Source organism: Marinomonas sp. SBI8L (genome assembly GCF_001624705.1).
Lineage (GTDB): Bacteria > Pseudomonadota > Gammaproteobacteria > Pseudomonadales > Marinomonadaceae > Marinomonas.
Map to the genome: position 1 here is coordinate 141514 of NZ_JSEO01000010.1, position 19869 is coordinate 161382.

Here is a 19869-nt window from a genome sequence, read left to right on the forward strand (position 1 = left end):
CGGCTTTTAATCAAATGATTAAAAGGATTGTTATCTTTGGAAAAATGGACTTAGCCATGCGCAAAATTTTCAATAAAAAGCTTCATCGCTATACTCTTGTGATTAGCATATCTCTATTTTGTGCTTTGATTTTTCTACAGGTAAGGGAATCAAAGCTTGGAACCTCATTTTTTGGGAATGAAAGTCCTGTTCTCGATAATATTTATCAAGGTTTGACTAGCTCGCCGTTGCTTAGTAGTTTTTTAATGGCGGTTTTAGGCTTTTTTATTGTCTCAAACGTGATATTAAGCTTGTTTGAAAAGCAAATTATCCCTGTGTTTGGTTTTCGTTCTGTTGATCAAAGTAGTGAGTCAAATATAGCCACCAAGACTCAATTGAGACATGGTATCCCATCTGGTCAAAGTGAACCCAACCTACCATTAAACTCAAGTCTTTCTATTTTTGATGCGGTAATAAAATGTGAACTAAGTCGGCTTGAAGATGAAGTGTCAAGACTTAAGGTGAATGCAACCTCTATTGCTCAAACAAACCAAGTCATTGATAGTTTAATGGTTAGGATTAATACAATTATTCTTGATACGCAAAAGAATATTGATAACTTTCACGTTAATGTTCCAGCAGCACAAACATTACTTAAAGAATTAGACTTATTATCAATAAAGGCAGATACCTTAACGAAGGAGATAGCTAAAGCTATCGACAAATTACTTTTGGAAACAGATAAAAGAACAGCAAAGGTAAATAGCATAATTAGCCAAGTATTATTGGTGCCAAAAGATGGACAGATACCCGAAATTAATGATTATCTAAATGATTTTGATGGTGCTAGTAAATTGACGAATGAGCTGGCGTTAGAGCAAGCTGAGATAGCTCAAGATGTTAAAATGAAGCTAAACGAGTTGAGTGATATTGCTAAAGAGACTAATTTAAAGTCTCAATGCATAGTGAATTCGATGCGTGATATATCAAACACTAAACAAGAACATGAATCTAAAGCTACCAATATTGACGGCCATTAAACGAAAGTTGAGAATGAAATCTTAAATAGGTTTCCTAGACAAGAGCTTATCTGTAAAATAAACGCCTTTCTATGTATATGAATAGGGCAGAATAATGGGTAGAGCCTACCAAAACCGTAAAGAGTCCATGGCAAAAACATCTGATGCCAAGGCAAAAGTTTATAGTAAATACGGACGTGAAATTTATGTATGTGCGAAATCGGGCGGTATAGACCCAAATGGTAACCTTTCTTTGCGCGGTTTGATTGAGCGAGCAAAAAAAGATCAGGTGCCAACACATGTTATTGATAAAGCCATAGATAAAGCAAAAGGTGGCGGTGGTGAAGATTTTGATACCGCACGCTATGAAGGTTTTGGTCCAGGTGGCTGTATGGTTATTATTGATTGTCTAACAGATAACCCTAATCGTACCTTTGGTGATGTTAGAACCTGCTTTAACAAGGTTAAATGTAAAATCGGTACTCAAGGTAGTGCGAGTCATATGTTTGAGCATAGCGCTATTTTGTCCTTTGCTTGCGATGATGAAGAAGCTGTTCTTGATGCGCTCATGATGGCTGATGTTGATGTTGCTGATATTGAAAACGAAGAAGGTAAAGTGACTGTCTTCGCTCCTAATACGGATTACTTCAAAGCTAAAACCGCATTACTTGAAACTTTTGGTGAAATTGAGTTTGATGTAGATGAAATTCAGTTTTTACCACAAACGGTTTCTCCAATTGCTGAAGATGCGATGGAAAACTTTGAGCGTTTTGTTGATATGCTAAATGACTTAGATGATGTTCAAAACATTTATCATAATGTAGAACTTTAATTTTTGAGTTATTAGAAATAAAAAAAACCAGCTTCGGCTGGTTTTTTTATTTATCATTTTAATTAATTTCTGCGCCAAGTATGGAAGCGTTTTAACCATGACATCGTTTTTTCTGGAATGTGAGCTCGTTTCCACTCGCCTGCCGCATACTTGTTTGCTTCAGCCATAGTTGGGTAGATATGTATTGTTCCAAGTATCTTATTAAGTCCTAAGCCATACTTCATTGCTTGAACATATTCAGCGATAAGATCTCCGGCGTGGTTGCCGACAATTGTAACACCTAAAATTTTGTCTTTTCCTGGTACTGTGAGCACTTTCACAAAGCCATCTGTTTGACGATCTGCAATGGCTCGGTCTAGTTCCTCTAAATCAAATTTTACGATCTCATATGGGATTTCCTGTGCTTTGGCCTCATCTTCACTTAGTCCCACTCTTGCAACTTCTGGGTCGGTAAAGGTTGCCCAAGGAATAACACGATAGTCGACAGCAAACTTTTTAAGGCTACCGAATAAAGCGTTGACGGCCGCAAACCAAGCTTGATGGGCGGCAGTATGTGTAAATTGATAAGAGCCAATAACATCACCAACACCAAATATATTTGGAATATTTGTTCTTAAGTAATCATCGACTACTAATGCGCCGTTAGCTGTCGTTTCAACACCTAACTCTTCAAGACCTAATCCTTTAGTGTTTGGCGTTCTACCAACAGAAATTAAAAGGTTATCAAAAGGAACTCTTACTATCTGGTCATTGTGTTTGCATAGTAGGATTTTTTCATTACCTTCAAGAATCACTTCACTTGCTTCATGTAAAGTTAATAGGTTAACGCCTTCATTTTTAAACTTATTTGTTACCCATAATGATGCGTCATCATCCTCACGCGGTAGGATTCTTGGGCCTCTTTCAATCTGTGTTACCTCAGCACCTAAACGATTAAATGACTGGGTAAGCTCACTCCCAATAGGGCCTCCACCTAGGATAATAAGACGCCCTGGGTTTTCACGTATAGACCAAATAGTGTCACTAGTATGGTAGTTAACAAGTTCCAGTCCTTTTATATTTGGGATGAAAGGTCTTGCACCCGTTGCTATTACGATATTTTTAGTTGTAATTACCTTGCCATCAATTTCAACTTCGTAAGGTGAGATTATTTTTGCTGTGGCAGCGATGCATTCGACCCCAAGACCTTCATAGCGCTCTACAGAGTCGTGTGGTTCAACCTGCTTGATAACCTTGTCTATGCCTTCAAACACTTGGTTAAAGTCGATAGTAACAGATTCTGTATTAACCCCTAGATGACTCGCATCTCTTACTTCTTGGGCTGCATGAGCAGAACGAATTAAAGCCTTACTTGGCACGCAGCCGGTATTTAGGCAGTCACCACCCATTTTATGCTTTTCGATTAATGCTACTTTTGCTTTCACTGCAGCGCCGATATAAGTACTCACTAGACCGCCTGCACCTGCACCAATTGCGACTAAATTATAATCATATTTTTTTGGCTTTTTAAAATGGGCGAAGGCTTTGCGGGATTTAATTGCTTCAACAATTTTTTTAGCCGCAATCGGTAAAATACCTAATAGGGCAAATGACAAGAATAAATCAAAGGATAAAATGCCAGATAAACTGTCAATTTTAGCAAGTTGAGTGCCCGCATTTACAAATACGGCAGTGCCAGCAAGCATGCCAATCTGACTAACAAGATAGAAAGTTTTTGTTTTTATCGTAGTCAAGCCCATTAATAGGTTAATAACAAAAAATGGGAAAGCAGGTACCAATCGCAATGTAAATAAATAGAAAGCACCGTCCTTTTCAATGCCTTTATTAAAGGCCCTTAATTGATTCGAGAATTTAGTTTGGACGGTGTCTTTAAATAGGTATCTTGATGCAAGAAAGGCTAGAGTGGCACCGATCGAACTTGCAAAAGAAGCAATGAGTAAACCTTGATATAAACCAAAGATAGCACCAGCAGCTAAGGTTAATATTGCTGCACCTGGTAAGGACAATGCTGTAATTAAAACATAAGACAAGAAGAAGCCTGCTGCAATGAGAAAGGCATGCTCTTGCTTAAGTTGTGAAAAATAATCCTGTTGAGATTTTAGAGCATCAAGATTTAAATATTGTTGTATATCAAAAATAACGAAAACAGACACCATGATGGCAAAGAGTAAGAGGATTAGAAGTTTGCTTTTTTTCATGTAGGTTCCTGAAAGTAATCAATGAGATATAGCGTAAATGCTGAGTGCAATTTTACATTTTTTTTACATACCCTTTATGACTATGGCAAAGTAAACAAGTTCAAATTATGTTTGTTAAAGCAAAATAAATTAACCTTTTCATCAAAATGAAACATAAAGAGCAAAAAGAATTTAAAAAATGGGTTGAAATTGTGCCTTATAAACCATAGGTTATTAGTAACAGCATTGAAAAGGAGCAAATGGTAAGCAAAGTAAGTTTTAGTTAAATAGAAAAAGGAAATAGATTATATGTATACACTTAATATCAGTGGTCACCATGTAACATCAGGCCAAGAAGTCCAATCTCTAGTTAAAGATAAGATGGATAGTTTAAGTAAAATTAATCATCAAATTACGACAATTAAAGTCATACTCAATTCCGAAAAACATGAAACAAATAAACTAATTGTTGAAGCCAGCGTTCATATTCCTGGCCATGACCTATTTGCTACCGTTAAAACAGATAAACAAATTAGCCCAGCACTAGATATGTTGGTTGCAAAGCTAGAAAAACAACTTACCAAATACAAAGCCAGACACAGTGTCGGTAAAGTACATAAAAGCAATGCCAAAGATCACGAGTCATTATTTGAACGTGAATATCAAGCAGAATTTAACGAACTTGTTGAGAGGGAAGTGCTTCAATAAGCTTCTGTAAAAAAGTGAAAGCCCCAGACTGCTGACAAAGTCCTCGCCAACCTAGGCGGGGATTTTTTATAATAAGCCATGCTTAATTCTCGCCCCCAAACTCAGTCTTCTCTTGAGTTCGTTTGTATTGACGAGCTTGTTCCTAAAGATCATTTGCTTCGCAAGATAGATAAGCAAATCGATTTTTCATTTATTCATGACTTAGTAAAAGATCTTTACTGTCCAGATAATGGTCGTCCTGCACTTGATCCTACTCTCATGTTTAAACTCTTACTGCTTGGTTATTTGTTTGGTGTTCGAAGCGAACGCCAGCTTATACGTGAAGCGCAAGTCAATGTAGCCTATCGCTGGTTCCTCGGTTTAGGGCTCACCGATAAGTTACCTGATGCTTCTACGCTAAGCCAAAACCGCCGCAGACGTTTTAATGATTCGGATGTTTATCAGCAAATTTTTGATGAGATTGTGCTTCAAGCTATGCGCAAGAAGCTCGTATCTGGCACGGTGCTTTACACCGACTCAACTCATATCAAAGCTAATGCAAATAAAAATAAACATCTTAAAGTGACAGTAAAAGAAGAACGACAAGCTTACTTCGATCAACTCGACGACGATGTTAAAACAGAGCGAGCCCGCTTAGGAAAAAAGCCTTAGAGTCATCCAAAAAGGCGCAACCTGAAAAAACGATCAAACAAAGCACAACCGACCCTGATAGTGGCTACATGGTGCGAGATCAAAAACCTAAAGGCTTTTTCTATCTCGATCACCGTACTGTTGATAGTAAAGTCAACATCATCACGGATGTGCATGTTACATCGGGAAATGTACATGATGCGCGCCCTTATATGGCAAGATTAAAACGACAGGAGGATCGGTTTGGTTTTGATGTGCAAGCCGTTGGACTCGATGCAGGCTATAACACAGCAGCGCTATGCAAGCAGCTGGAAGATAAAGGGATCTTCCCTGCGATCGCTTATCGCCGCTTAAATCATAAAGCAGGCATGTTCTATAAAAAGGATTATCAATACGATCCTGACACGAATACCTATCAATGCCCACAGGGCCAATCTCTTATCTATAAAACAACGACAAGAGAAGGGTATCGCCATTATCAATCTAACTCGGCGGAATGTGTCGCATGCCCAACGCTGAAGCAGTGTACGAAGAACGCGAAATATGTCAAAACAATCACACGTCATCTCTGGCAAGACAGCAAAGAGAGAGCGAATTTAAAACGTCTGAGTGAACGCGGTAAGAGAATTTATAAACGACGAAAAGAAACAGTAGAACGCAGTTTTGCCGATGCAAAAGAGCTGCATGGTTATCGTTATGCACGCTTCAGGGGTCAGCCTAAGGTCCAAGCTCAAGCATTAATGACAGCCGCAGCGCAAAACATAAAGAAAATAGCCATGCTAACGGGCTAGAAAGAGAAAAGACTTGATAATGACCATGACGGCATCATTTTGCGTTTTATAAGCGTAATAGAAAGGCAAGTAAGTACATTAAAAGGGAAATAATTTAAATAGAGAGAAAAGGTTTCAAAATAACAAACCCCAGATTTTAACTGGGGTTTGTCACTAATCTGAAAAGCCAAACATAAGTTTGGCTTTTCAAGTAACCTACCTTCTTGTCCTAATTAGGGATTAAGAAGCACGAGTTTATTAGAACTTATTATTAACGCTTAGCGATTTCAGCTTGAGCGCGGGCAACTGCAGCACGTACTTGAGCAGGTGCAGTTCCACCGATATGATCACGAGCTGCCACAGAACCTTCTAGTGTTAATACATCAAATACATCTGCTTTGATCATGCCACCAAAACCTTGCAGCTCTTCTAATGTCATCTCAGAAAGGTCACGACCTTGTTCAACACCAAAACCTACCGCCTTACCAACAATCTCATGGGCATCACGGAAAGCAACACCTTGCCCTACTAAATAGTCAGCTAAATCAGTTGCAGTTGAGAAACCACGACGAGCTGCTTCATACATATGGTCTTTACGAGATTCGATTGCAGGAATCATATCAGCGAAAGAGCGTAGTGAACCTTTTAAGGTATCAACCGTATCAAACAACGGCTCTTTATCTTCTTGGTTATCCTTGTTGTAAGCCAAACATTGTGACTTCATCAAGGTTAATAAGCTCATAAGATGGCCATAAACTCGACCTGTTTTACCACGTACCAGCTCTGGAACATCTGGGTTTTTCTTCTGCGGCATAATAGAAGAGCCGGTACAGAAACGATCTGGTAGGTAGATAAAATTAAATTGAGCCGATACCCAAAGTACCATTTCTTCTGCCCAACGGGACATATGCATCATGATAATAGCTGCAGTTGAGGTGAACTCAATTGCAAAATCTCTATCACTGACTGAATCAAGCGAGTTATAAGTAGGACGCTCAAAGCCTAAAAGTTCAGCAGTCATATTACGGTCAATTGGGTAGGTTGTTCCTGCTAGTGCAGCCGCGCCCAGTGGTAAGATATTAATACGCTTACGACAATCTAAAAGACGCTCATAGTCTCGCTGAACCATTTCATTCCAAGCCATGAGGTGATGGCCGAAAGTAACAGGTTGCGCAGTTTGCAAATGAGTAAAGCCAGGCATTATGGTGTCTGCTTCTTTTTCTGCAAGGCTTAAAATACCTTGTTGTAAACGCGTTAGTTCTTCTAAAAGGAAGTCCACTTCATCACGCATGTAAAGGCGTATATCTGTAGCAACTTGGTCATTACGTGAACGGCCTGTATGCAGTTTCTTACCTGTAATACCAATTTTTTGTGTTAAGCGAGCTTCAATGTTCATATGTACATCTTCAAGCTCAACCGACCAATTGAATTCGCCTTTTTCAATTTCTTCTTTAATTTCAGCTAAACCTTGGATGATCTGGTCACGTTCTGCGTCAGTTAGTACACCCACACTGGCTAACATTTTCGCATGAGCAACAGAACCTTGAATATCTTGAGCAGCCATACGCTGATCAAATTCAACCGATGCCGTAAAACGTGCTACAAACGCATCAACAGGCTCAGAGAAACGCCCACCCCATTGCTGGTTAGTGGCTTTATTCGTGTCAGTCATTTATTCCTTCCCACATAGTAATTTAAGGCTAGCTTTAAAGACTGCAAGATTACCTGATCCAAGACCACATATAAAGCACCATAAGGATGACGCTTAGACGCATTCTTAGTATCATGGTCGCAATTTAGTTAGAGGTTTTTTAAATCTTCTAACATTCATTCTCTATCAATGTCAGGATGCCTAGTGAAAGATAAAATCATCATCGCCACCCGTGAAAGCCAGCTAGCCCTTTGGCAAGCTAATAATGTTAAAAACTCCCTAGAAGCACTTTACCCAGATACACAGGTTGAGTTACTTGGCATGACGACCAAAGGTGACCAAATATTAAACTCACCGCTTTCTAAAATTGGCGGTAAAGGCCTGTTTGTAAAAGAACTAGAGCATGCGCTATTAGAAGGCCGCGCCGATATCGCAGTGCATTCAATGAAAGACGTACCTATGGCCTTCCCTGAAGGTTTAGGTCTTGCTGTTATTTGTGAGCGAGAAGACCCAACTGATGCGTTTGTTTCTAACAAATACGATAACCTTGCATCATTACCTCAAGGTGCCGTTGTGGGTACTTCAAGTTTACGCCGTTCATCTCAACTTGCCCTCGCTCGTCCTGACCTTGTAATAAAGGACCTAAGAGGTAACGTTAATACGCGCTTACGTAAACTGGATAATGAAGAATATGATGCAATCATATTAGCCACAGCAGGTCTAATGCGTCTTGAAATGACAGATCGCATTAAAGAACGTATCTCTGACCTAGACAGCTTACCTGCAGGCGGACAAGGTGCAATGGGGATCGAGTGCCGTAGCGATGATGCTGACATGATCAAACATCTTGCGCCACTACAACACCAAGAGACCTATTACCGAGTAACTGCAGAGCGTGCAGTTAACGAGAGACTAAATGGCGGTTGCCAAGCACCTATAGCTGCTTTTGCACTACTTGAAGGTGATGAGTTGTATTTAAGAGGGCTTGTGGGCTCTGTTGACGGGTCTGTGATTTTACGTGATGAGATACGTGGATCTAAAAATGATGCTCATGCACTGGGTGTTCAACTAGCTGAAAAGCTAATCGCAGCAGGCGCAGACAAGCTACTTGCAGAGATTAATAAAGACTAAGCGATATTTTGTTCTAACTAAATGGGGGAATTGGCAAAGCCGATTACCCCATTGATATATTAAAGGCATTCGATGCAACTATCTGGCAAACACATTTTAATTACACGTCCTCAGCCTGAGAACCAAGTTAGTTGTGAGCGATTTCAACAATGGGGTGCAACCCCCTTCCCCTTACCCATGATGGAAATTTCGGCTTTAACAGATCAAAAAGCCTATATTCAATCTCAAATTTTCGATCTAGACCTTTACGACAAAGTCATTTTTATCAGCAAGAACGCAGTACGTCACGGAGTTGAATGGATAGAAGACTGTTGGCCCATGCTACCCGTTGGCATTACTTGGATAGGGATAGGGAAAGGCACGAGCCATTTTTTAAATGAGCTTGGACATGATTTAGGCATTCAAGCCTTAGCAATGGACCAATCAGGCCATACTTCGGAAAAGCTGCTCAACCAAGCCTGCATGCAAGAGGTTACAGGGCAAAAAATATTGATCATGGCTGGCGAAGGTGGCCGCAGTAAATTAGAGACAAGTTTGATTGAACGCGGTGCCCAAGTAAACCATCTCCCCCTCTATTCTCGAAATAAGATTGACTATAAAGCAGAACAGGTTGCCGAGGCCGAAAGCTGTGAAGTAATATTGATTACAAGTGGTGAAGGGCTAGAAAATCTAGTTGATACCCTCTCCCAACATGATACAAACTGGTTTAATAAGCTGATACTCACGCCTAGCCAAAGAGTGACGGATATTGCTCTGCAACTTGGTTGGAAAAATGCCGTTAATGCAAATGGTGCCGATGACGACAGCTTATACGCCACCCTAACTCAGTTATAGGATTCATAGATGGCCGACCAAATCGAACACAAAGAAAAAAGTGCAGAAGATAAAGAAACGCAATTAGACCAAGATTCGTCAGCCACAACCAGTCAAACACAAAACCAAGACACCAATATGACGCCCAATAATCAAACACCTACCAGCACATCAAACAATGCTAAAAATGGCCTTATTTATGCCACCCTTTTACTCAGTGTGGGTGCTTTTGGTTTAAGTGGTTGGCAGTTCTATCAAGCAGAATTACAAGAATACGACACCAAACTTGCTCGTATTAGTCAAAGCAATGCCAAACTAGAAACCATTCTGGCACAACAAACCCAAGCGGTGGCACAGGTTGCGCCAATTCAATCGTCTTTAAGCAAAGTTATTCCGGCGTTAAAAAAACTGGAAACTGATGGTCAGAATATTCAGGAGAATAGCGCTAAGCTAGGCTCTGAGATCACCTCAGTCAGAAAACAACTTAGCCGCTTAAAAAACACCAGCAAAGAAGACTGGAAGTTAGCTGAAGCAGAATATTTAGTACGTCTAGCAAATCAGCGCCTATTAATGGAAAAAGACATTAGTGGCGCAGAGCAATTATTAGTAAGTGCAGATACCATACTTGCAGAAATGAAAGACCCTATTCTTTTTGATACAAGACGGGCACTTGCTAAAGACATTCAAGCTCTCAAATCAACTCGCTCTTTCGATTTAGAAGGGGTTTACTTGCAGTTAGATGCACTTTCTTCCTTGGTAAATAGCCTACCTCAAAAAGAACCGAGCAAGCTTTTTAGCCAAAATACGGAGAAAGCAACACCTGAAGACATAAATGAAACAGGTGAAGTCAGCTATGCAAAAGCATTAGCGCAGGACATTTGGCAAACTCTTAGGTCTTTAGTTGTCATTAATTACAACAGCAAACCTATTAAGCCATTATTACCCCCCACAGAATATCAGCAACTTATTACTGGTATTCAGTTACAAGTCAATGTAGCTCAACTTGCGTTAATGAAGCAGGAAAGCAGTGTTTACCAGATCGCACTTGAACATATTGCCAATGCGGTTAATGAGCACTTTGATATTGATTCAGCAGCGGTATCAGGTTATCTCACCAGTTTAACTGCATTACAACAAATCAATGTGTCACCTGAATTACCTTTACCTCGCGGTTCTTTAGCAAGCATGAAAGATTTGATGCAAAACTGGAATGGCACGGGGAAAAACAATAGACAGGCAATTCAAGCGCCTGCAGAAACATTAGGCATAACACAAGAGCAAGACATAGTCGCTAAACCACAAGCTCAGGACGTACCAGAGTTAATTAAAGTCGTCCCTAAAAGCGCAGAGGCTGTAGCAGGATCGCAAGTCGAAGAGCAAAACGTGGTTGCAACAAAAGCAGAAGAGCTCACTCCTGAGCCTGATACACAAACACCTTCAGTCGATGTTCAAACAGAACAGACCACTAATCAGCAAATACCTGGCTCTTCAGAAACTAGTGCTTCAGAGACAAGTGCTACAGAGCAAACTGCAACAGAAGCAGAGACAGAAGAAGCGACTATCCAAGCACCCGCTACCTCTGAACAGGAGACTAGCCTATGAGACGCTTATTCCTAATTATCGTTTCGGTTTTAGTGGCCGGCGGTACCTTAGGCCTGTTGATGAAACAAGATACAGGCTATGTTCTAGTATCCTATGGCAACATCACACTAGAGACGAGTATCTGGGTATTTGCTTGTTTTATCTTGGTGCTGCTATTTGTTCTTAGTTGGGTTAAACGTATTTTGTTTGCTAGCTTAAGGCCTGGCAGTTCACTCGCTAAACTAACGGGCAATATGCATCAAAAACGCGCATCTCGAAATACCATTCGAGGCCTGTTAGAGCTAGTAGGTGGTAACTGGTCTAAAGCTGAAAAGCTTCTAACCAAGAGTGCGAACAATGTCTCCTATCCACTTATCAACCATATTGCAGCAGCCTATGCAGCTAGTGAGCAAGATGCCCATGAGAGATCAAAAACCCTATTAAGGGAAGCTCACCGTTCATCACCTGAAGCTGAGTTTGCTATTAGTTTTGCTCAAAGCCAAATTCAAATGCGCCAAGGTCACTTTGAAAGCGCCCTAGCAACATTACTCCGCCTTCATAAGATCCAACCAAAGCATAGACAAGTTCTCAAAATGTTAGTGCAAGCTTATAGCCAGCTAGAAGATTGGCAAGCGCTGCTAAACCTAACACCAATGCTGAAAAAAGAAGGCATTCTGAATGATGAGAACATGCTAGACCTAGAGAAAAAAGCGTTTAACGCCTTGCTTGAGCACTTTAAACATAAGTCTCTACAAGGCCACAGCCATGACGAGATTCTTAAAACGGTTGAATCTGTTTGGCAAAAGCTCGATGGTTTAGAAGATGATGAAAGCATGCGTATTACTTATGCTAAGGCAATGACACAATTTGGTGACGAGACCAAATCAGAAAACTTCATTCGTAAATGCTTGAACAAGCTTTGGTCAGATCAACTTGTCCTTGTGTATGGCCAGATTAATCACAAGAATGCGAAAAAAGCACTACAACAAGCAGAGTCTTGGTTAGGCAAGCATTCAGATAGCGCTGAACTATTGCTTACCTGCGGTCGCCTTAGCCAGAAACAGCAACTTTGGGGTAAAGCCAGAGACTATTATCAATCATCTATTGATATACAAGCCAAGCCTGAAGCTATCTCAGATTTAGGTCGCTTACTTAATGCATTAGGTGATAATGAAGCAAGCCAAGCACTCTTTTTGGCGAGTTTAAATGGCCAAGGAAAACCGCAGCAAGCTCTCCCTCTTCCAACAAGTCATCAGCACTAATAAGCTACAAACCTAAATAAAGAGGCGAAACTTTCGCCTCTTTATTCCACGTCTTCCGTTTCTAACATCTTTTGAATCGTGCCTACCAAATGGTGTAAATCAAACGGCTTAGGAACGTGGGCATTCATACCTACAGTCAAACAATGCTCAATCACTTCTGATTGAATATTGGCAGTCATAGCAATAATAGGCAGAGTTAACCCCAACTCCTCTCGAATCACAGCTGTGGTCTGATAACCATCAAAGTCCGGCATTTGAATATCCATCAAGATTAAATTGGTATCATTGTCTTGGCTCAAATAAGAAAGAGCTTCAACTCCAGACTCAACGGATACAACATTTGCACCAGCATGTTGCAACAAACCAGCCGCAACAAGACTATTTATCGGGTTGTCTTCAACTAACAGCAAGTTGATTCCCACTAGAGACGCTTTATCTTCACCTGCCAAATCATCAAGGTAAGCATAATCATCTGCCAACATATCGCAGATTTCTTGATTCGTCTTGGCTAATTTAAAGGTATTAAGGTCCATTTCACTAAGGTAATCTACCTCAAGTAAATCGGTTTTTTTCACACTTTTCAAAGTAAAAAAGAGGCGTTTAAGTGCTTTCAACAAAGCGGTTTTTGTAACAGGTTTATCTAAGGTAATTGCACGATAATTATCTAAAACCAAGGCTTTTTCTAACAAGTTCTGTTGATCAAATGCCGTCACCATTAATAAACACGCCGGCATAAGCTTATTGTCTAGTTGATGAATCTGTTCAATCACATCCAAACCATTAAATGCAGGCATATTGTAATCTAGAATAACGAGGTCGTAGTCAGTTACACTCGTCAGTTTGGCAATGGCTTCTAATCCGGTTTTCACTGAGTCTATCTGACAATCAAATTGATCCATTTGATGCTCAAGTACATTAATAGAACGCTCATCATCATCGACAATCAAAACCTTGTGAATACGCTCTTGCAAAGAGGTAGATACCAAGGTTTCTCTTTGCACTGGATGCACCTGTAACGGCAATAGCACATGAAATGACGTTCCCTTGCCTACCTGACTTTCAACTCGGATGCTTCCACCCATTAACTCAATCAACTTTTTAGTAATCGCAAGACCGAGTCCGGTACCACCAAAGCGTCGATTAATTGAAGCTTCAGCTTGCTTAAAGTCAGTAAAAATATGCTCTAGTTGATCTGAGTTCATCCCTATACCAGAGTCTTCAACACAAATTGCCAGCTCTTTTTCTGACACCATTTTCAGACTGATTAATACATGGCCTGATTGTGTAAATTTAATCGCATTACTGCCCAAATTTAATAATATTTGTTTTAGCTTAAGAGCATCTGTCTGCACCTTATTGGGCAAGCTTTTATCTATATCGAATAAGACTTCTATCTCTTTGTTATTTAGGCTTGCTGACAGTATTAATGCCATTTCATCAATCAAACTAAAAAGCTCAAACTCATGCTTTTCAATCAACATAGAGTTCGCTTCAATTTTTGAGAAGTCCAAAATATCATTAAGTATTTTTAAAAGAGAATTTGCTGCCACTTGGGTTTTATCAATAAAGTCTGATTGAGTAGGTGACAAAGAGGTTTTCTTGATCAGCTCAAGCAAGCCGATAACCGCATTCATTGGCGTTCTTAATTCATGGCTCATATTAGCTAAAAAGCTTGATTTTGCTTCACTAGCAATATCGGCTCTGTCTTTCGCTCGGGCTAATTCATGCTCTTTTTTAAGCCTGTCGCTAATGTCTCGTGCAACAAGGTGGACGTACTCCTTACCATCTAAATAAATTAGGTTAGCATTGACTGATACATGCTTTTCTTCACCTTGATTATTCACAAAGCTGGTATCAAACCAGACTTTTTTCGATTTCTGTAATTCGACCTGATAAGGCTGCCACCAGCTAAAAGAGTGATCTGGGAAAATATCGAATAACTTACGGCCAAGCAACATTTGACTCTCGACGCCAAGCGCTAAACAAGCCGCTTGGTTAACCTTAATCATATCCCCTCTTTCATCCATCCAGAACACAGCATCAGACGTTGCTTGAGTCGATACTTTTTCAAGTTGCCATTCAAACTCTAGATACTTTTGCCGAGTTAAATCCGTCACTATAGCAAGATAGCCCATATTTTCCCCTTGATCGTTATGGATCAAGCTCACACTTAAGTTACCTGGAAATTGGCTAAGGTCTTTACGTAAAAAGATTCTTTCCTGATCTTCATGATTATGCTGCTGCTTACCCCTGTGTAATAGCTCATTTTCAATCAGGGTACGCTTCATATATCTCGCCAACTGAGAGCCTTGGCTATAATAAGTGGGATAATCAACACCAAGTTCATCAGCAAACAAAACGCTATCTGGTTTGCCGATGACATCCTGCTCTGTATATTGAAATAAGAATTTAGTCGCGGGATTGATAAAGGTAACCAAACCCTCTAGATCTGTTGCTATTACGGCAAAGGCAGTACTGTTGAGAATGCCAGACTGTAGGTTCAGCACGGATTTCATCTGCTCTGTTCTTAGCCTAACCACTTCTTCTAATTCTTCATTAGAACGCTGTAGTGCTTTCTCAGCTCGCTTCATATGACTAATATCAACTGCCGCAATTGTCATTCCCATAGGGCGATTTTTACTGTCAATCATGGGAGTCACATGTAAGCCTAAAGAGAGTAAGCGACCATCCTTATGCAGTCTTTGAGTATCTAGAATATTGTAAGACTGACCTTTTTCGATAAAGCCTTTGCCCATATCATATTCGGCCCATTTATCATTTGGTAATATCATGGCGGGCAAAAAGCGACCTAAGGATTCTTCTTCACTATAACCAAAAAGCAAGGCTGCGGCGGGGTTCCAACTCAGTACGCAATCATCATTATCTAGGCTAATAATGGCTTCATTTACACTGGTTAAAATAGAATTAAGTCGGATACTCTGGCGAACAACTTGTCGACGTCTGGTTAAAGACGTGATTAAAAAGAAGATAACCGCAGAAAAAAGAAGTGCGCCAGCTAAGACAGTTTTTTGCACACTACTCTCATCAACAAGGTGCATAGCATCAATATAATCTTGTCCTGCAACTAGCTCTATGTGCCAGCTTCGATTATAAAAATTAAGATCAGCACTTACTTTATACCTTGTTGGGTCAGCCACCTTTTGTTGATAAAACACTTGGTCATTCAAATTAGTAACATCACGCATACTAAAAGCCAGAGCACCAGACTTTATACCAATTGCTTGCGCTAGATTTTTACCCAAAAACTTAGCGTAACTCCAACCGATTAAATCCCTTTCATTAAACTCATTTGCCTGTGTATAACGGGACTCTTTATACATAGGAAAAAAAATCAGGAACCCTCTTTCATCAATTGAAGCTGTTTTCTTAAAAAAGATAGGAGGTGTGATTTGAAAGTTATTATGTAAAGCCGCATTTAATGCCGACTCATGACTCACAGCATTAAAAGCAAAATTATAACCTTGCATGGATTGTTCAAGTGGGGCATTCGTATACTGGACAGCAAAATAGTTTTCAGCATCTTCACGTGCTGGGGTAATAATGTATTTGCTACCAAGTTGATCTGACATCCACTTTTCAAAGTCTTGTTTATCATTACGAGGGACAAACCTAACAATGCCAAAGCTGGTTATATTGGGAAATTCTCGAGAGTAGTTTTTTGCTTTTGAAAACTTTTTAAAATGTTGTTGGGTCAATATGTTGTCTTCAACGCTATTCACCAATGCCTGCAAATCTGTCAGAGCATATTCATAATAACGAAACTCATCTTGAAGCCGTTTCTTATAGTTCTGTAATTGAAGGTTTAAATCAAATTCAATTCGTTTCGCATTATTTATCCCCTGTTGCTGCGCAAGGTAATTGGCGACAGGAATACCTAAAAGCAAAACAACTAAAGCAACGCCATAGTTAGGCAACCACGCCTTAATAGATTTACTTGTCGCTCGATTCAGCAATTGGGACACTTGTCCAAACAACATCCATTAACCTCGCCCACTTATTGAGACAAACAGCTTACCAAACTCAAGAGCCCGCTTTTATTCCTTTTTTAAATATATCTTGATTTAGCATAACTTTTTAACGCCACGCCCTACCAACAAGCATTAAATAACTCAAAAGCACCAAAAAAGCACATTGGGCACACTAATTGCAAAATATGCCCCAGAGTGCACCAAAACAATAAAGGCGCACCAAACCAAAACAAAAAACGATAAAAATAAGTGCAAAAATACTTTTTGCGCACCGAAATAAAGCAAGGGAAAACCTATGACACCTATTAACAGTGCTGTTGAGATACTCGTCTCAAGTTCAAACACTATGTTTATTCTACTTGGCGCCATTATGGTCTTCGCCATGCATGCAGGCTTTGCCTTCTTAGAAGTTGGAACAGTACGAAACAAAAACCAAGTAAATGCGCTAGTCAAAATTATGACAGATTTTGGCGTTTCTGCTGTGGTCTATTTCTTCGTTGGCTACCAAGTTGCCTACGGCGTTAGCTTTTTTGCAAGTGCAGAGACTTTGGCTCAAAACAACGGCTACGAGCTAGTTAAGTTCTTCTTTTTAATGACATTTGCAGCAGCTATCCCTGCCATCATTTCTGGTGGTGTAGCGGAGCGCGCTAAGTTTTACCCTATGTTAATCTCATCAGCCATGGTCGTTGGTCTGGTTTACCCTTTCTTTGAAGGCATCATCTGGAATGGTAATTATGGCTTCCAAGCTTGGCTTGAAAATCAATTTGGTTACGGCTTTCATGACTTCGCAGGTTCAGTTGTTGTTCATGGTGTCGGTGGTTGGATAGCTCTTGCAGCTATCATGTTATTAGGTTCACGTAATGGCAGAATGCGTGGTGGTAAGCTAATGGCATTTGCCCCATCTAATATTCCTTTCCTTGCGTTAGGCGCTTGGATTTTATGCATAGGCTGGTTTGGCTTTAATGTCATGTCTGCTCAAACACTTGATGGTATCAGCGGCTTAGTTGCTGTAAACACCCTAATGGCCATGGTTGGCGGCATCTTGAGTGCTATGGTCTTTGGTAAGAAAGATCCAGGCTTTATCCACAACGGTCCATTAGCAGGTCTAGTGGCAGTATGTGCGGGCTCAGACGTAATGCACCCAATTGGCGCATTAATAGCAGGCGCTATCGCAGGCTTCCTTTTCACTTGGTTGTTTGTTGTTATCCAACAAAAAATGCCAAAGGTAGATGATGTATTAGGTGTATGGCCTCTTCATGGTATTTGTGGTGCTTGGGGCGGTATCGCCGCTGGCATTTTTGGCAGCCAAGCATTGGGTGGGTTAGGTGGTGTGAGCCTTGCGTCTCAAGTGATTGGGACACTCGCGGGTATTGCTGTAGCACTAATAGGTGGCTTTATCGTATATGGCGTAATGAAAGCGGTAACAGGCATTCGTCTCAGTGAAGAAGATGAATTTAGCGGTGCTGACCTTTCTATCCATAAAATTAATGCCATGAATAAAGACTAAAAGAAGCAGTCATTAGCGACTTAAAGCGCTTAACTAAAACGCCCTACTTGCTAGGGCGTTTCTCATCAAAGCGCATTAGGCCTTCGTTAAGACATCATCCAGTAACAAACACCTCAATTGATCTAAATTAGCCACTTCATAGGTAGGCTCAATATTGTCAGGCACAGGTTTATTATGGCGATTCAACCAACAGGTATCAATTCCTGCCTGCATTCCACCTAATATATCCGAGTGCGGGTTATCTCCAACCATGAGCACAGAAGCTTTATCCTGATGATTCAACTTAGCCAGAGTATGCTCAAAAATAGCCACATCTGGTTTCGCTAAGCCTACCTCTTCAGAAATGACCACATCCTGAAAATAGTGCTTTAGGCCTGTATTCTCCAACCTAGCTTGCTGTAACTCTGTGAAACCATTGGTAATAATGGCCATATTAACTCGACTTGATAAGCTCTCTAACAGCGCAAGAGCACCAGGTAACGGCGCACATATTTGGGCCATAGCATTTAAAAAGCCAGAGTTAAGCTCATTCGCACTCACTCCCAGCTTGTCAGCCCAAAGACTAAATCGTTCTGTTTTAAGTGTTTGTGCACTAATTTTTTGTTCCTGATAGGCTGTCCATAAGGGCTTATTGACCTCCTTATACTCATAATAATCCTGTTCAGAGAACTGAATATCATAGTCAATAAATAGCTTTTTTAAGCCTGCGAAATCATCAAAAGAAAACAAGGTTTCATCGGCATCAAACAAAAGCCATTGGTATTTCATTAACATCTTACTCCTTAAAAAATGCAGTATATAATTCTGATTTAATACTAACAATTCTGATTTAATGACACATATTGTTGCTATAATCTCAACAATGTTTATTTTCTTTGGTGCCAAATGTCGAACTTTAATACCTTACCTATTTTTGTTGCCCTAGTAGAAGCAGGTAGTTTCTCCAAAGCGGGTGAGCAACTTAATACTTCGAAGTCAGCTGTTAGTAAACGTATTAGCCAATTAGAAAGTGACTTGGGTGTGCGTCTTTTTAATCGAACCACTCGCAGCCTGACTTTAACAGAAGCAGGAGAAGAGTATTATGACTATGCAAGCCAAGCAATTAGCCTAGCAAAAGAGGCTGAATATGCGGTGAGTCGATTACAAGCAAAACCCAAAGGGAAACTCAAAATTAGCGTTCCCATGACCTTTGGAAGACTTTACATTAGTCATTTAATACCTAAATTCCTCGCACTTTATCCAGACATTCAAATTGAAATGATCATGGACGACAAACGCCAAGACTTTATCAAGCAAGGGTTCGATATAGGCATACGCATAGGGCAGCTTGAAGATTCCAGTCTAGTCGCAAAAAAAATAGCCCTTTGTCGCAGTGTTATTTGTGCCTCAAATGCCTATTTATCAAATAGTGGAACCCCTCAAACCCCAAGTGATTTAAGCCAACATAACTGCCTTTATTATTCATACTTTAGAGCAGGGCAAGATTGGCTTTTCCATAAAAAAGCTGACAAGAAAGAGAGTGACTTTATTAAAGTCACTCCTAAAGGTAATTATCGAGTTAATAATTCTGAAGCCCTACATGATGCCGCTTTGGCAGGGCTTGGCATAGCTAACATGCCAACCTTTATTGTCGGGCCAGACCTTGTGAATAAAAAGCTTACTCAAGTCTTAACAAACTACCCTCAACCTATCCATGGCATTTATGCCATTTTTCCAGAACGTAGGCATCTCGCTGCTAAAGTGAAAGTCTTTATTGAATTTCTTCAACAAGAGATAGGAGGAGATACGCCTATTTGGGATCAGGGTTTGTCTTAGAAAAT

General features: G+C 40.2%; 14 protein-coding genes. 10 read left to right on the forward strand and 4 right to left on the reverse strand.

The features are described from left to right. Positions 1–14 precede the first annotated feature (14 nt). Together OA91_RS15830 and OA91_RS15835 are read left to right on the forward strand one after the other, a co-directional pair. Entirely contained in the window at positions 15–1019 is a 1005-nt protein-coding gene (locus OA91_RS15830) for a hypothetical protein (RefSeq protein ID WP_157203868.1), read from the forward strand. Between the two features lie 94 nt (positions 1020–1113). Continuing rightward, a complete protein-coding gene (locus tag OA91_RS15835; protein WP_063339475.1) occupies positions 1114–1830 on the forward strand; it encodes a YebC/PmpR family DNA-binding transcriptional regulator in 717 nt (238 codons plus the stop codon). Between the two features lie 62 nt (positions 1831–1892). Here OA91_RS15835 and OA91_RS15840 read toward each other — a convergent pair whose 3' ends face one another. Further along, positions 1893–4028 (reverse strand): FAD-dependent oxidoreductase, encoded by a 2136-nt coding sequence (locus OA91_RS15840; RefSeq protein WP_063339474.1) that lies wholly within the window; start codon positions 4026–4028, stop codon positions 1893–1895. A gap of 288 nt (positions 4029–4316) precedes the next feature. On the opposite strand from OA91_RS15840, the gene hpf reads away from it, so the two are divergent. Together hpf and OA91_RS15850 are read left to right on the forward strand one after the other, a co-directional pair. Then, on the forward strand, positions 4317–4715 hold the full coding sequence (gene hpf, locus OA91_RS15845) for a ribosome hibernation-promoting factor, HPF/YfiA family (protein WP_046017973.1): 399 nt from the start codon (positions 4317–4319) through the stop codon (positions 4713–4715). Positions 4716–4793: 78 nt separating this feature from the next. Beyond that, positions 4794–6136 (forward strand): IS1182 family transposase gene (locus OA91_RS15850; protein WP_442919202.1). Its coding sequence is split into 2 segments (ribosomal slippage): positions 4794–5364 and positions 5364–6136, totalling 1344 coding nucleotides; the frame shifts between segments, so codons are not numbered across the junction. Positions 6137–6386: 250 nt separating this feature from the next. Here OA91_RS15850 and argH read toward each other — a convergent pair. Then, the gene (gene argH / locus OA91_RS15855) at positions 6387–7787 is read right to left on the reverse strand and encodes an argininosuccinate lyase (protein ID WP_063339977.1); all 1401 of its coding nucleotides are present in this window, start codon (positions 7785–7787) and stop codon (positions 6387–6389) included. A gap of 183 nt (positions 7788–7970) precedes the next feature. Here argH and hemC point away from each other — a divergent pair, with 183 nt between their 5' ends. The 4 genes from hemC (at position 7971) to OA91_RS15875 (ending at position 12553) form a co-directional block, all read left to right on the forward strand. Further along, a complete protein-coding gene (gene hemC, locus OA91_RS15860; protein WP_269447913.1) occupies positions 7971–8897 on the forward strand; it encodes a hydroxymethylbilane synthase in 927 nt (308 codons plus the stop codon). A 72-nt stretch (positions 8898–8969) separates the two neighbouring features. Then, entirely contained in the window at positions 8970–9731 is a 762-nt protein-coding gene (locus OA91_RS15865; protein WP_063339979.1) for a uroporphyrinogen-III synthase, read from the forward strand. Between the two features lie 9 nt (positions 9732–9740). Further along, positions 9741–11312, forward strand: a complete 1572-nt coding sequence (locus tag OA91_RS15870; RefSeq protein ID WP_063339980.1) for a uroporphyrinogen-III C-methyltransferase — start codon at positions 9741–9743, stop codon at positions 11310–11312. Further along, positions 11309–12553, forward strand: a complete 1245-nt coding sequence (locus OA91_RS15875; protein ID WP_046018888.1) for a heme biosynthesis HemY N-terminal domain-containing protein — start codon at positions 11309–11311, stop codon at positions 12551–12553. Before OA91_RS15870 ends, OA91_RS15875 begins: the two co-directional genes overlap by 4 nt. Before the next feature lie 41 nt (positions 12554–12594). Here the strand turns inward: OA91_RS15875 and OA91_RS15880 are convergent, their stop codons facing one another. After that, entirely contained in the window at positions 12595–16551 is a 3957-nt protein-coding gene (locus OA91_RS15880; protein ID WP_063339981.1) for a CHASE domain-containing hybrid sensor histidine kinase/response regulator, read from the reverse strand. Positions 16552–16837: 286 nt separating this feature from the next. On the opposite strand from OA91_RS15880, the gene OA91_RS15885 reads away from it, so the two are divergent. Next, positions 16838–18049, forward strand: coding sequence for an ammonium transporter (locus OA91_RS15885; protein WP_063339982.1), 1212 nt, complete (start codon positions 16838–16840; stop codon positions 18047–18049). Positions 18050–18124: 75 nt separating this feature from the next. On the opposite strand, the gene yjjG is transcribed toward OA91_RS15885, so the two are convergent. Further along, complete coding sequence (gene yjjG / locus OA91_RS15890) at positions 18125–18817, reverse strand: pyrimidine 5'-nucleotidase (RefSeq protein WP_063340021.1); 693 nt, start codon at positions 18815–18817, stop codon at positions 18125–18127. A 117-nt stretch (positions 18818–18934) separates the two neighbouring features. Here yjjG and OA91_RS15895 point away from each other — a divergent pair, with 117 nt between their 5' ends. Further along, complete coding sequence (locus tag OA91_RS15895) at positions 18935–19864, forward strand: LysR family transcriptional regulator (protein WP_063339983.1); 930 nt, start codon at positions 18935–18937, stop codon at positions 19862–19864. Positions 19865–19869: the final 5 nt, after the last annotated feature.